This is a genomic window from Pseudoalteromonas sp. US3C1013 (assembly GCF_048401115.1).
In the GTDB taxonomy this organism is placed as follows: Bacteria; Pseudomonadota; Gammaproteobacteria; order Enterobacterales; family Alteromonadaceae; genus Pseudoalteromonas; species Pseudoalteromonas undina.
In genome coordinates, this window is sequence record NZ_CP183075.1 from 2,674,356 (window position 1) to 2,688,717 (window position 14,362).

13 protein-coding genes are annotated in these 14,362 nt (G+C 40.2%); 9 read left to right on the forward strand and 4 right to left on the reverse strand.

What is annotated here, in order from left to right; translation table 11 throughout:
- Positions 1-32: 32 nt before the first annotated feature.
- A complete protein-coding gene (locus ACNSN2_RS12510) occupies positions 33-854 on the reverse strand; it encodes a DUF2971 domain-containing protein (RefSeq protein ID WP_418607580.1) in 822 nt (273 codons plus the stop codon).
- Positions 855-1,002: 148 nt separating this feature from the next.
- Here ACNSN2_RS12510 and rluA point away from each other — a divergent pair, with 148 nt between their 5' ends.
- Positions 1,003-1,656 (forward strand): bifunctional tRNA pseudouridine(32) synthase/23S rRNA pseudouridine(746) synthase RluA, encoded by a 654-nt coding sequence (gene rluA / locus ACNSN2_RS12515; RefSeq protein ID WP_010391622.1) that lies wholly within the window; start codon positions 1,003-1,005, stop codon positions 1,654-1,656.
- Between the two features lie 92 nt (positions 1,657-1,748).
- Positions 1,749-2,678, forward strand: coding sequence for a DUF3530 family protein (locus ACNSN2_RS12520; protein ID WP_418607582.1), 930 nt, complete (start codon positions 1,749-1,751; stop codon positions 2,676-2,678).
- Here the strand turns inward: ACNSN2_RS12520 and djlA are convergent.
- From djlA to ACNSN2_RS12535, 3 genes are read right to left on the reverse strand one after another with little or no spacing between them, the layout of a single operon-like run.
- On the reverse strand, positions 2,661-3,518 hold the full coding sequence (gene djlA, locus ACNSN2_RS12525) for a co-chaperone DjlA (RefSeq protein ID WP_010391624.1): 858 nt from the start codon (positions 3,516-3,518) through the stop codon (positions 2,661-2,663). The two genes, ACNSN2_RS12520 and djlA, sit on opposite strands and share 18 nt — an antisense overlap.
- 33 nt (positions 3,519-3,551) lie before the next feature.
- Positions 3,552-4,208 (reverse strand): N-acetylmuramate alpha-1-phosphate uridylyltransferase MurU, encoded by a 657-nt coding sequence (gene murU, locus ACNSN2_RS12530; protein ID WP_193049705.1) that lies wholly within the window; start codon positions 4,206-4,208, stop codon positions 3,552-3,554.
- On the reverse strand, positions 4,205-5,206 hold the full coding sequence (locus ACNSN2_RS12535) for an aminoglycoside phosphotransferase family protein (RefSeq protein ID WP_418607584.1): 1,002 nt from the start codon (positions 5,204-5,206) through the stop codon (positions 4,205-4,207). Before ACNSN2_RS12535 ends, murU begins: the two co-directional genes overlap by 4 nt.
- A 94-nt stretch (positions 5,207-5,300) precedes the next feature.
- Here ACNSN2_RS12535 and lptD point away from each other — a divergent pair, with 94 nt between their 5' ends.
- The 7 genes from lptD (at position 5,301) to ACNSN2_RS12570 (ending at position 14,269) form a co-directional block, all read left to right on the forward strand.
- Entirely contained in the window at positions 5,301-7,547 is a 2,247-nt protein-coding gene (gene lptD / locus ACNSN2_RS12540) for an LPS assembly protein LptD (RefSeq protein WP_054201929.1), read from the forward strand.
- Between the two features lie 96 nt (positions 7,548-7,643).
- Entirely contained in the window at positions 7,644-8,939 is a 1,296-nt protein-coding gene (gene surA, locus ACNSN2_RS12545; protein ID WP_010391628.1) for a peptidylprolyl isomerase SurA, read from the forward strand.
- Between the two features lie 2 nt (positions 8,940-8,941).
- Positions 8,942-9,934 (forward strand): 4-hydroxythreonine-4-phosphate dehydrogenase PdxA, encoded by a 993-nt coding sequence (gene pdxA, locus ACNSN2_RS12550; RefSeq protein WP_033103982.1) that lies wholly within the window; start codon positions 8,942-8,944, stop codon positions 9,932-9,934.
- Positions 9,931-10,737 carry a 16S rRNA (adenine(1518)-N(6)/adenine(1519)-N(6))-dimethyltransferase RsmA gene (rsmA, locus tag ACNSN2_RS12555; protein WP_010391631.1) on the forward strand — a complete coding sequence of 269 codons (807 nt, stop codon included), beginning with the start codon at positions 9,931-9,933 and terminating at the stop codon, positions 10,735-10,737. Before pdxA ends, rsmA begins: the two co-directional genes overlap by 4 nt.
- Positions 10,721-11,110, forward strand: coding sequence for a Co2+/Mg2+ efflux protein ApaG (gene apaG, locus ACNSN2_RS12560; RefSeq protein ID WP_041709470.1), 390 nt, complete (start codon positions 10,721-10,723; stop codon positions 11,108-11,110). Before rsmA ends, apaG begins: the two co-directional genes overlap by 17 nt.
- Positions 11,111-11,125: 15 nt before the next feature.
- Positions 11,126-11,944, forward strand: coding sequence for a symmetrical bis(5'-nucleosyl)-tetraphosphatase (locus ACNSN2_RS12565; RefSeq protein ID WP_418607587.1), 819 nt, complete (start codon positions 11,126-11,128; stop codon positions 11,942-11,944).
- Positions 11,945-12,253: 309 nt separating this feature from the next.
- Positions 12,254-14,269, forward strand: coding sequence for a methyl-accepting chemotaxis protein (locus ACNSN2_RS12570; protein ID WP_010391635.1), 2,016 nt, complete (start codon positions 12,254-12,256; stop codon positions 14,267-14,269).
- The last annotated feature ends 93 nt before the right edge of the window (positions 14,270-14,362 follow it).

The following is a 14,362-nucleotide window of genomic DNA, read 5'->3' on the forward strand; positions in this document are numbered from 1 at the left end:
GCGATATTTATATCGCGCTTTTTACTGAAATATCAAATTGCCTCAAAAGCTAACTTAAAAGCATCTTTTGCTATGCTTGCTTTCCATAACTTTGGAGTAAAATCACTTTTGGCAATTATACTTAATAACGCATCTTGAGACTCTTGGCTCATCTTACAGCCTAAATAAACATTTTTTATGCTACTCGGTGGAATAATGTATGATGAACCATCATGTGGTATTCTCATTTTAGTACATGAGTTAGCAATGAATAATGACCTGAACTCATCTTCATAAGACCAATCAGGTGATTTAACTAATGCCATTCTTCTCCCACCGATATCATCTATAGGGTACACTACTTGTGGGTATGTTTTTGTATACTCTACTTTTTGGGCAAAAGAAATTGGCTCAAGGTCAGTCCTAAACTCTATACAAAACCCCTTATGTGAATCGGCATAGTGAGACCAAAATAATAGGTTTTTGTTTGATGTTGTATAACAGCAAACCCTCAACTTCATAAATGCTTTTTCCAAAGCCTTATTCATTGATTCCTCAACAAAGTTGGGGGTTTTCATTGAAGCACTAACTACTTTTTCAGCATCCTTTCTCTTTTGACCAGACTTAATCAAATTCTTTATTAAATGTTTTCTAATTTTTTGAGCGCTATTTGCAGGGTTACCCATTGTAAAATGTGGTTTACCCTCAAAGGGATCATTTAGCTCCTCAGCTAAAGCGTGGTATAACCTTCTCTTTAAAAATAGATGTTCAATATATTCCGTATTTTCTATATTGAATGACATAAACCTAAATAAAGATTTTTTGTTATCCTTATCAGCATATGGATGAACTTTATAAAACTCTTCTTCTTTCAAAATGCATCCTTGTAATTTATTCATTAATAGCAAAACTAAACAATAGGTTACAATATACTTTTCTTAGTCAATTTCAAGAAAACCCTTGCCTTGTGTGTAGACAACTAATTCATTAAAATAACGCACTTCAAAATCACTGAGGTCTGCCGTGTTAGTTAATTACAATCCCCCTATGAGCCCGTATTTAACTATACTGTTTCAAGACGATGATTTACTTATTGTAAATAAGCCTAGCGAGTTACTCACCGTACCAGGTAAAGACCCAAAACATGCCGATAGCTTAATTAATCGCGTCAACCGTGTTTTTCCTACGGCTAAAATTGTTCACCGTTTAGATATGGCTACCTCAGGGATACTTTGCTTGGCAATGAACAAAGCCGCTCACCGCCATTTAAGTATGCAATTTCAAGAGCGTGAAACGGCAAAGCGTTACATTGCGCGAGTTTATGGGCAACTTGAAAGTGAAACCGGCTCCGTTGATTTACCGCTTATTTGTGATTGGCCGAACCGTCCTAAGCAAATGGTTGATCACGACAATGGCAAACCCTCGCTTACCCATTTTAAAGTGCTTGAACGTGAAGCACAGGCAACCCGTGTAGAGCTTACTCCGATTACTGGGCGTTCCCACCAGCTGCGAGTACATATGCTAAGCTTAGGCCACCCTATTTTAGGCGATCGTTTATATGCCCACAAAGACGCACTTGCTGCGGCTCCTCGCCTACAGCTGCATGCACAAATGCTACAACTCAAACACCCTGTAACGGAACAAGTACTTACTTTTGAAGCTGAACCCGACTTTTAATACGGATTAATCTTTTAGTTATTTGCAGTAAATAGCTAAACTTTAAGAGTGCTACGCCGATACATAAATAAGATTTAAATTAAAAGCTTATTATGTTTATTACGCAGATGTTTAAAGTCATTATTACTACTCTTTCGCTTGGCTGTGCATTAATCAGTTTTCAAGTGCTTAGTGCTGAGTATATCGCTCCTCCTCCCTTTTCAAAAAATATTGATGCGGATATCTCTCGCCTAGCCCAAAGTGATGAAGTAAAGTCTATTTTAGCTGGTGATACTGAGTTTTTAACTTTATACAGTGAATATATGAGCGCCGACTTTAGAGGGGTAGTCATACTCATTCCTGACTGGCAATCAACGCCCACAAACAATTCCGGCATGAACTTTTTGCGTAAAGAGCTGAATAATCATGGGTACACTTCTTATGCGATGACAGTTCCTGATATAGATTGGCAAGCAGCCCAAGATGACACAGCAAAAACGATTAATGATTCTGTGGGCACAAATAATGAGACAGCCAACGCAAATACTGAGCCTGACACCAGCACACAAAAACAGCCTCATCATGTCGACTATGTTGAGCAAGTAAATACCGAGGTCGTGGATAACTACAAGTTAAAACTGCTCGCTCGCTACGAAGCCTTGTATCAGCAGGCAGCAATGGAGTCTGACAATATTGTTGTTATTGCACAAGGCACCAGTTCTGGGGTGTTGTTGGAGCACTACGCTGAATTTGCAGACTTAAAAATAAACGCCTTCATTAGTTTGAGTAGTTACCTTCCTAATACAAAACGCAATGCCAAGTTAAGCCAAATAACATCCTTGGTAACCCCTGCTTTGTTGGATATTTATTTTGCTACAGACAGTAATGATATCTTAATGAACCTTAAAAACCGTCAGCGTTGGGTTAACCGTAATGCAAAGTTTGATTACCGCCAGCGCCAGCTGTTTGGATTGCGCGACGCGCCGCAGCAACATGCACGCTTGAGCAAAGAAATAGACGGCTTTTTACGCCGCCTTTTTTAAATACTCGTAAGCGGCTTGAATATCTTGGCTTTTTTTAACTGCCACTTCCATCATGTGCTTAGGTAAACCTTGCGATACCAGTTTATCAGGATGGTGCTGAGCCATGAGCTTACGGTACGCTACTTTAATATCACGTTGCGACGCATCTTTATTTAGCCCTAACAAGGCCAATGCCTGCGAGCGATTCATATCATTACTTGGCGGTACATGATGCCCTGAGCCTTCTCGGTAACTACTACTTTGACTTTGCTGCTGCCTAAAGCGCTGTTGTTGCTGCCTAAAATTAAACTCTGCTTGATAACGTTTTAGTACAAAGGCAAAGTGTGCTTTAGATACCCCCAACTGCTTGCTTACTTCTTGCAGTAATTGCTTTTCTTGCGCGGCAAGCACGCCATCGGAAAACGCCATTTGTATTTGAATTTCTAAAAATAACTGCAGTAAATCGTAACGTTTAGCAAAACGTTCTTTAAAGTCATAAACCGTGTCTTTGAGAGAAAAGTCGCTATCTTTACCTGATTGAAATGCCTGCTGCGCTTCACGGCGTTCTTCGCCTTTTAAGCCCATTTCATCCATAAATAGCGTAGCTGCTTTAATGTGAGTTTCGCTTATTCGCCCATTTGACTTGGCAATATGCCCCATTACTGCAAAGCAGCTAGAAAAAAACAGTGCTTGGCGCTCGTTAACATCATCGCCTTTAAAAAGGTTAGAGAAGCCGCCAGCCTGATCAAAGTCTTTCTTTAGACTTTTATCAAACATATGGCCTAGGTATAAGCCTAAAATGGCGCCAAATATTTTGCCAAACATAAAACCAAAACAGAAACCGAGAATTTTTCCCCACATTTTAAAACTTACCTCTAGTGTTTTATATTTAGCTTATGGTGCTAATTGTTGGTTAAGAGCCGATAAACGCTCTGGTGTGCCTATATCGTCCCATTGGCCAATATAGAGTTCAGTGGAGACTAAATGTTCATTTATTTTTTCACGCAGTAAAGGCCCTAACGGGCGAATACCTGAGGCCAGCCCTTCAAAGAAATCAGCCTGATAACGGCCAATACCAGAAAAAGTATAGCGCTGTTCACTATTAGGTAAGTGGCTTAGCGTAAAATCACCCTCTGGGTTATGCGCAGGATTTTCAACCAATACAATGTGCGCTTCTTTTGGCTGTAAATGCAGCTGCATTAATGCACTAATATCGTAGTCGCTGTAAACATCACCATTAATCACAATAAATGACTCACCGAGTATAGGAAGTGCTTGAATAATTCCGCCAGCAGTTTCAAGCCCGCCAGTTACTTCCTGGCTATAGGTAATACTTACACCCCATGCACTGCCATCTGCAAAGTAGGTTTTTATTTTATCTCCTTGCCAGGCGAGATTAATCACAATCTGCGTAATACCAGCTGCTTTTAAGCGCATAATATGATGCTCAATAAGTGGTTTACCTGCCACACATAACATAGGTTTTGGCAACTGTGCGGTGAGCGGCATCATACGTTTACCGCGTCCTGCAGCTAAGATCATGGCCTTCATAGTTGTTCCTCTTTTAACCGCTGCTGTACTTTTGGTACTACGTAATTTTTTACCCAATCAGACAAGTCACTAAGCTCTGGATACTCTGCCGCCACTTCAACAATATACGCTAGTGTTGGTAATATATTGGTTAAGTAACCTTTTTTGCCATCCCGTAAATACAAGCGACAAAAAATACCCGCTGCTTTTAAATGGCGCTGCAAGCCAGTTAAATCAAACCAATACTTAAATTGTGCGAATGACTCGTTAGTTATTAAACTTTGGCGCTTAAATTCGTCATAACCAAACTCAAGTAAATGAGTCAGCTCGTCGTTGGGCAATTTAAAATAACAATCTCTTAAAAGCGAGACTAAGTCATAACATAACGGACCTTGTACCGCGTCTTGATAATCAATAATTGCCCATTGCTGCTCGCAGCGCATAATATTACGGCTGTGGTAATCGCGATGCATAGTCACTGTGGGTTGTTCAAGCAGTGTATTGATTAGCAGCGCAGCACTTGTTTGCCATATATTTTGTTGCTCAGCGCTGAGCTCTGTACTAATAAAATCATTAACTAACCAATTTTTAAAAATATCCAGCTCAAGTGCAATAAAGTCATGGTCATACGGATTCATTGACGGAGCTTTAGGCGTTTTAGCCCACTTGGCACTTAAACTGATCAGCTGCTGGTAATGCTCGCTGCGATTGGCATCATCAAGCAAGTCAGCTAAATGGGTGTTACCCAAATCACTTAAAATAAAAAAACCTTGCTGCTCGTCACTATGAATAATGGATGGTAATAAAAACCCCTGCTCAGAAAACACCTTATTTAATGCAATATAAGGGACGTTGTTAACTTTTTTTGGATCTGAGTCCATCACAATAAAGTTTTTATTTTCAGCGTTTAACCTATAATAACGGCGAAAACTGGCATCTGCAGTTATTGCATTAAGCGCGCAAGATTGCTCACTAAAGTGAGTATTAATAAACTGTTGTAAACTCTCAAAACGTGTCATTTTATAAGCTATCTATTTTTCACTAATTACTTTGCTATTGTTTTCCTTTATTATGTATAGCTTGTAACTAATCACAGAGCATAAAGGTCGATAAATGAGCAAAACCTGGGGCATTTTGATGCTAAGCGTACTGAGCGCACCATCGCTTGCCGAAACTGAACTGACACACAACTTTTGTGGCACTTCAATGCAAACCAGAGCTTGGCAACCGCTAGCTGGCCTTGAGCTTGGAACGGTTGATATCAGCGCTGATGACGTTGAGCTTTTAGGCACACAAAGCGCTGAATTTACTGGTAATGTTGATATTAACACCGTTAACATGAGTTTGTCCGCACAATCAGCACTGATTGATAAACAACGCGGCTTACTCAATGCCACCGGCCCTATTACCTATCGCGATTATGTGAGCAAAGTTCAAAGTGCGGGCTTAAACGCCGATTTAAACAACTCAGCCTTTAGCTTATTAGGCGCACAATACAGCCTAACACAACAGCAAGGCAAAGGCGGCGCGGAAAAACTCACCATCGACAAGTCTGGCTTAATGCTGATGAATGCAAGCTTTACTGCTTGCCCAGGTAATACGCCTGTGTGGGCTATTGAAGCCGACGAAATTAATTTATCACGAGAAGAAGGCTGGGGTGAAACCTACAATGCGGTGCTACGTATTTTAGACACGCCAGTACTCTATTTACCTTATTTTACTTTCCCACTCGATGAGCGCCGTAAGTCAGGCTTATTAACGCCCAGCTTTTCAAGTTCAGATCGTTATGGGTTAGAGACTATTACGCCTTATTATTGGAATATTGCTCCAAACTATGATGCAACCATTACGCCGCGTTATATGTCACGTAAAGGTTTACAGCTACAAACTGAATTTAGATATCTAACTCCAGAACACCAAGGTTTAGTGGCTGTCGAATACTTAAATAAAGATGACTCAGAGCCTGAGCTTGACGAGCGTTTTTTGTTTCATTGGCAACAAAAAAGCTATATAGGCGAAGACTGGCGAGCCAGTATTGATATTACCAATGTCAGTGATGATAACTACCTCACTGATTTAAACTCAACTTATGCAAGTAAAACCGATACTCAGCTTTATCGTACCGGCTCACTAACTCACATGGGCGAGATGTGGCGTACTGATATAAAAATACAAAACTTTGAAGTACTCGGTGACCACTTAGAGTCATATACAGCCTTACCTCAAGTTAGCTTTACACAAACTACGCCGTGGAAAATTGATTACTTCGATTTTACTGTTTCAGGGGAGCTGAGCCACTTTACTAATAGCTCAGCGGTTATTGATCAAGCAACTCGCGTGCATATAGAACCAAAAGCACGCTTTGATTACAAAGAATACGCCTGGTCGTTTTTATCTGAAGTGAGTTTATTGCAAACTAACTATAAACAAGACGGTGATTTACAGGGTACACAGTATAGCGATAATGTTTCGCGCACATTGCCAAAAGTGCGCTTATATTCTCAGCTTAACTTTGAGCGTGATACCTCAATTTTTATCGACGATGGTATTCAAACCTTAGAGCCACAAATTCAGTATTTATATACGCCTAACAAAGATCAGTCTGACATTGGCTTATACGATACCACTAAATTACAAGATGACTTTTTTGGCTTATTTAGAGATGCGCGTTTTTCAAGTGTTGACCGTATTGCCGCTGCAAATCAGTTTACGCTTGGGGCAACCACCCGTTTATTTGATAATAAAAATGAAGAAGTATTTAATTTCAGTGCTGGCCAAATATTTTATTTAAGTGATTCAGCCAAGCCCACAGAGCAAGGGCTGAATAGCGACAGTAACTACAATGCCTTGTTTGCAGCGCAAACCATGTTACATTGGCATCGCCGCTGGTATTTATCGGGTGGAATTCAGTACGACACGGATGGCAAGCAAATTATCCAGTCAAATTTAACCTTAGATTATAAAGGTGACGATAATCAGCTGGTTCAATTGAACCATCGCTATGCAAATGATGTCTCAGGAAATACAATCGAACAAGCGGGCTTATTTACAAGCATCCCTATTAGTGACGAATGGCAATTTATTGCAAGTTACCATCGCGACCTTGATAATAACCGCAGTATTGAAGTATTTAGTGGATTACAGTATGAATCGTGCTGTTGGGCGTTCCAAATTACTGGCCACCGCCAAATTGAAACTGATTTAAATCAGTCAATTGGACAACCCCAAGCCACTTTTGATTCAAGCATTCGTTTGAATTTTGTATTAAAAGGGCTTGGTAGTAAAAGCCGTTATGATGCTCAAAAATTATTACAACAAGGTATTTTTGGTTATCGTAGGCCGTATTTTCTTAATGACTAAGCTGCATTTTGTATAGTAAAAATTTACAAATAACTATATCAATCTAGTCGCCTTTAGCATTACAACAGTACTATTAGTAAGAGTAGTAAAAAGAATATGAATTTAAAAAAATTATTAACATCAGCAGTTTTAACGTTTAGCTTATGCCAAAGTGCATTCGCCGCACCGGTCGAAATAGATAAAGTGATTGGTATTGTAAACCAAGGCGTTATTTTAAAAAGTGAAGTAGATACCATTGTTGATCGTGTTAAAAAGCAAGCAGAAGAACAAAATCAACAGCTACCAAAAGACGAAACACTACGTGTACAAGCAATTGAGCGCTTAGTTAATCAAACGCTAATGATGCAAATGGCTGAGCGCATGGGCTTAGAGATTTCAGATAGCCAGCTTGACCAAACACTTGCCAACATGGCCAAAGAGCAAGGCGGTACAATTGCTGATTTACGTCGTACTATTGAAGCGTCGGGTGAGAGCTTTCAAGCTTACCGTGAAGAAATTCGTAAAGAGATAACCACGCAACAAGTAACGCGTGCAAACGTAGACCGCCGTATATATGTAAGTGACCAAGAAATTGATAACTTACTAAAAATTATGGATAGCCAAGGCCAAAATGCCGAAGAATACGATATTGGTCATATTCTTATCGATATTCCAAGCGGGGCAAGTGCAGACGACGTAAGCTCTGCAAAAACACGCGCAGACAAAGTAATTGAACTGCTGCAAGACGGCCAAGAATTTAAGCGTATTGCTATTTCTTCATCAAGTGGCTCAAAAGCGCTTGAGGGAGGTCAATTAGGCTGGATGGGCATTAACGAAATGCCATCTTTATTTGCAGAAGCTGTAAAAGGTCAAAAGAAAGATGCGATTATTGGCCCGCTTCGCTCTGGCGCAGGTTTTCACATTATTAAGGTGCAAGACGTACGTGGTCGCCAAGTAGTAGAAACCACAGAAGTTAAATCTCGTCATATTCTTATTAAGCCTTCAATTATTTTAAGCGAAGAAAAAGCCCGCACTATGCTAACTGGCTTTGTTAAGGATTTACGTGCTGGAAATGCTGACTTTGCAGAACTAGCTAAAGAGCACTCGCAAGATCCAGGCTCAGCACTTAAAGGCGGACAATACGACTGGACTGATCCAACTACCTACGTACCTGCGTTTAGAGATACATTACTATCTCTTGACCAAAACGAAATCAGCGAACCATTTAGAACTCAGTATGGTTGGCACATTGTACAGTTATTAGATACACGCGTTGCTGATAAAACCGAGCAAGCTAAACGTAATCGTGCACATGGCATGTTGTTTAATCGTAAATTTAAAGAAGAAAGCTTTAACTGGCAGCAAGAAATGCGCGAACAAGCCCATGTTGAAATTTTCCCAACAGACGAATAATTATGACCTTAAGAATTGCGGTAACCCCTGGTGAGCCTGCTGGCATTGGCCCTGACTTGCTATTAAAACTGGCACAGCACAGCTGGGATGCACAGCTAGTAGCGATTGCAGATGCATCGCTACTAAAGCAGCGCGCTAAACATTTAGGTTTAAACATTAAGTTAATTGAATTTGATGAAAGCGCCGAAGCCATGCCTACAGCGGCTGGCAGCTTATATATAAAACAGATTGATTTAGCCGAGTCAGTTGAACTGGGTGTGCTAAATGACGCAAACGGTCAATACGTATTAGACACACTGCGTATCGCCAGTGAGAAGAATATGGACGGCACTTTTGATGCCGTTGTTACTGGCCCTGTTCATAAAGGTATTATTAACCAAGCCGGTATTTCTTTTAGTGGCCACACTGAGTACTTTGCTCAACAGTCGGGCACCGCTGATGTTGTTATGTTATTGGCTACCGAAGGGCTGCGAGTTGCATTAGTAACAACGCATATCCCGCTTGCTTATGTTGCTCGTGCTATTACCCAAGAGCGACTGGTTAAAGTGGCTAATATTCTTAATCATGACTTAAAAACCAAGTTTGGTATTGAGCAACCGCGTATTTTAGTCTGTGGCTTAAACCCGCACGCTGGTGAAGATGGCCATTTAGGCCGCGAAGAAATCGACACGATAACGCCTACACTTGACATACTAAGAGCTGAAGGGATGAACTTAATCGGTCCTTTACCAGCAGATACATTATTTCAAGATAAATACCTAAATGAAGCCGATGCAGTACTGGCTATGTATCACGATCAGGGATTACCTGTGCTAAAATACAAAGGATTTGGTAAGTCAGTGAATATAACTCTTGGCCTTCCATTTATCCGCACTTCAGTCGACCACGGTACTGCGCTTGATTTAGCCGGTACAGGCGATGCTGATGTTGGCAGTTTTGAATTAGCGATCCGCGAAGCAATTAAGCTCGCCCATGAAAAAGCACAGAATCAATGACCGATAAAGTACATTTAGGACACCGCGCCCGTAAACGTTTTGGCCAAAACTTTTTATTCGATGAATCAATCATCGATAAAATTGTCACCGCTATTGATCCCAAGCCGCAAGATAATTTAGTCGAAATTGGCCCAGGCCTTGGCGCTATTACTGAGCCTGTAGCCGATTTAAGTGGCCATTTAACGGTTGTTGAGCTAGATAAAGATTTAGCCCAACGTTTAATTGAACACCCTTTTTTAGGGCCTAAATTAACCGTAAACCAAGGCGATGCAATGAAGTTTGATTTTGCAAGCCTAGTTAAAGACGACAAAAAGCTAAAAGTATTTGGTAACCTACCGTACAACATTTCTACTCCTTTGTTGTTTCACCTTTTTGAATTTGCCGATCATATTGAGCACATGCACTTTATGCTGCAAAAAGAAGTGGTAAAGCGCATGGTTGCAGGTCCAGGTAGCAAAACCTTTGGCCGCTTGAGTGTAATGACTCAATACTACTGTAATGCGATGCCTGTAGTAGAAGTACCGCCTGAGTGCTTCAAACCTGCACCTAAAGTAGATTCTGCGGTTATTCGTCTAATCCCTAAAAAGGCAGAGCAGCGCACAGCTAAGAGCGTTAAAATATTAAATACAGTCTGTTTAGAAGCGTTTAATCAACGTCGTAAAACACTGCGCAACAGCCTAGGCAACCTTTTAACCGCTGAAGAGTTAACCAGCATTGGCATTGATATTACCTTGCGTGCTGAGAGCCTGTCGTTACAACAATTTATTGATATAGCTAACTGGATTTATGACAACAAGCAGTAATATGGGATCACCTGTAAAGGTATCTGTAGAAACATTTTATGTAGAAGAGCAATCGCAACCTGAACTTGATAAATTTGTATTTGCTTATTCCGTTACTATAAAAAACCACAGTTTATGTAGTGCAAAACTACTTAGCCGCTATTGGTTAATTACCGATGCCAACGGTAAAGAAGTAGAAGTGCAAGGCGAAGGTGTGGTGGGTGAAACCCCAGATATAGCCCCTGGTGAAAGTTACAAATACACCAGTGGTGCAATATTAGATACTCCCGTAGGCACCATGCAAGGGCATTACACTTTACGAAACGAGTTTGGTGCTGAGTTTGAAGCACCCATAAATGTGTTCCGTTTAGCTTGCCCTAATATCTTACACTGATTAAAACAGCGACTAATGGCTGACTACGCAATAGGTGATTTACAAGGCTGCTTTAACGAATTTAATTTATTGTTAAAGCAAGTCGACTTTAACCCCAGCAAAGACCACCTCTACCTAGTAGGTGATATTGTTGCTCGCGGCCCAGACTCCAAAGCGTGCCTTGATTATATTTATCAACATCAAGACAGCGTTAGCGTCACATTAGGCAATCATGACTTACACATGATTGCCTGTTATTTAAACAATGTTGCACCCAACCCTAAAGACAAACTAACGACACTGTTCAACAGCAGTAAACTCCCCGACTACATCGCGTTTTTACAAACTCAGCCTTTAGCTCTTTATTTAGAGCAGTATGATTGTTTTATCTCTCACGCAGGACTTAATCCTGATTGGTCATGCGAGCAAGCCATTCAGCATGCCCAATTCGCGCAGCAATGCTATGGTGCTGACAACGCTCAATACTTCTTAAAAAACATGTATCAGCCTCACCCACTTTCATGGAGTGAGCAGCTCGATGACGCTGCAAAGTTTCGCTATATCGTTAATTATTTCACCCGTATGCGCTTTATTACGCCTGATAATTTGCTTGATTTTAATGCAAAAGAAGCAACAGCCAATAGCCACTCATTAATTCCTTGGTTTTCTCACCCCAAAATCGTTAACGCTCAACATGACCTTATTTTTGGTCATTGGGCTGCCCTTGAAGGTCAAACTCCCTACAAACACCTGTACGCTCTAGACACAGGTTGCGTCTGGGGCGGCTCAATGACCTTAATAGATTTACAAAGCAAACAAAATTTTTCAGAAAAATCACAACTTTTGTCTAAATAAACTGAAAAAAGTTAATACATCTGTTAAGTTTAAGAGTGCATGTTAAATTGCATAATTACAAACCATTCACAACTAAGTGTAAAAAATAGCAACACTCCTTTAATCTAATTAAGGATGAGGAGAATTGCCTTGTATTATTTTATATCCATAGTCGAATAGTTGAATTATGTATGCTTAGTGTGTGATGAAGTTTCACGGTAAATTTAGCAACTAACTATTAACAGTAAAAATTAATTATTTTTAATTACTTAACTTATTGTTGAAAGCGCCGATAAGTTTTAATAGACGTATTTTTGAATGGAAAACCATATGAATCTAACAGTGAGTCAACGTATTTGGGGTGGTTTTATATTTATCACTTTATTACTTTTAATTATTGGCGGTAACTCTTTAATAAAAATAGCAAATATAGATCGTTCAACTCAAAAAGTTAATCAGCTATCGCTTCCGGCATTAAACAAGAGCGCTCAATTACAAGCTGAATTTATTTTGATGAGTAAAGCTGCTCAAGCCAGTTTTCACACTTCATCTGCTCAAGAGCTAGCGCCAATAAAAGCACAAATAGAAGAACAAAAACAATTATTTGATAAGTTACATCGCGAACTACAACAGGTAGTAAAAGATGACCCACAATTAAATAAGAGCAGCCTTGACGTTGAAAAAACCTACTTAAGTTTTTTAAACATTATAGAGAGTCTGCTGAAAGACAAAAACACTCAGTTAGTGCTTAATAAAAAGCTCAAAGCTCAATTAGAAACTGTTGAACTCGCGGCTGAAGACGCTAACTCTATGGTACTTGATATTATTGATATTGATGGCTTAGAAGATAACCACCCGCGTGCTTACCAAGCAGCTAATAACCTTGAAAATAACTTTATGTCTGTGGTTACCAGCAGCACCGATATGTTAACTGTTAAAACGCTTAACACGCTCGATATTATTAAAAATGAACAAGTGTATTATTTTGAAGAAGTCGTTCGTACTGTTGCATTAATACAACCCGCGATAGAGCAAAGCCATAGCGGCTTGTTTAACGACCTAAAAGGCTACGTAGATACGCTTGAAAGCAATATCTTAGGTAACGATAGCCTTTCAGCAAATAAAAAACGCCTTATTGATGCAATCAGCACAACTGAACGTGAATTAGAAGAATCGGAAAAAGCCACTAAAACAGCACTTAGCCAAATTGACGAATTAGTACTACAAGCAAGCGGCGTTGCATTTACTTTGCAAGAAGGCGTTCGCAGCGATGTAAACTCAGCTAATTTATGGACTTGGATAGGTATGATTATTGCGACTATCATCGCAGTGCTTGTAGCCATCATTACGGTTAACCGAATTACTAAGCCATTAGCTGAAGTCAACCGCATTCTAGATATTGTTGCCAGTGGTGATATGACTCAACGCTTAGATGACAGCGCAAAAGATGAATTTGGTGAATTATCGAAAAGCTGTAATACCTTAATTGATAGCTTACGCAGCTTAATTACCGGTATTATTTCGCGTTCAACACAACTTGCTGCCGCTTCTGAGCAAACCTCAACAATTACCGGTGAATCAAGCAAAGCGATTAGTAATCAGCAAGCGCAAGTAGAGCAAGCGGCAACCGCAACCACTGAAATGAGCAGTACTTCTCAAACAGTGAGCAACAGTGCTCAACAAGCACTAGGCGAAATCAAAAATGCCGATAAAGAAGCTGAACGCGTTAAAGGTATTTCAAATCAAAATAAAGCAACCATTGAACAACTCGCTTACGAAGTTGATGAAGCATCAAGTGTTATTAATAAACTACACAAAGACAGCGCCTCAATTGGTAGTATTTTAGACGTTATTCGTGGTATAGCTGAGCAAACTAACTTACTTGCACTTAATGCGGCGATTGAGGCAGCGCGTGCCGGTGAGTACGGTCGAGGGTTTGCTGTGGTAGCTGATGAAGTAAGATCGCTTGCAAGTAAAACTCAAGAGTCGACACAAGAAATTCAATCTATGATTGAATCACTACAGTCGGGCGCTGAAGAAGCAGTTAAGGCAATGGAAAAAGGTAAAGAACGCGCGGTTTCGTGTGTTGAGCAAAGTGATTTAGCTAATAGTGCACTGGATTCAATTACTCTTGCGGTATCGCAAGCGCACAATGTCAGTGAAGAGATATCAACAGCAGCACAAGAACAACAACAAGTATCACAAGAGATCAGTGAACGCTTAGAGTCTATTGTTGCTATTGCCGAGCAAACAGCAGAAGGTGCTGTACAAACGAATATTTCAAGTTCAGAAGTGGCTAAGTTAGCCGAAGAGCTAAGAATATCAGTAGAGAACTTTAAAGTATAAGAATCACACTGTAAGTAGCCTTAGGGCTACTTACAGCTCATACCCTAACGTGTTATCCTACTTCCTCTTCAGATACGCTTAAACACTCCATAA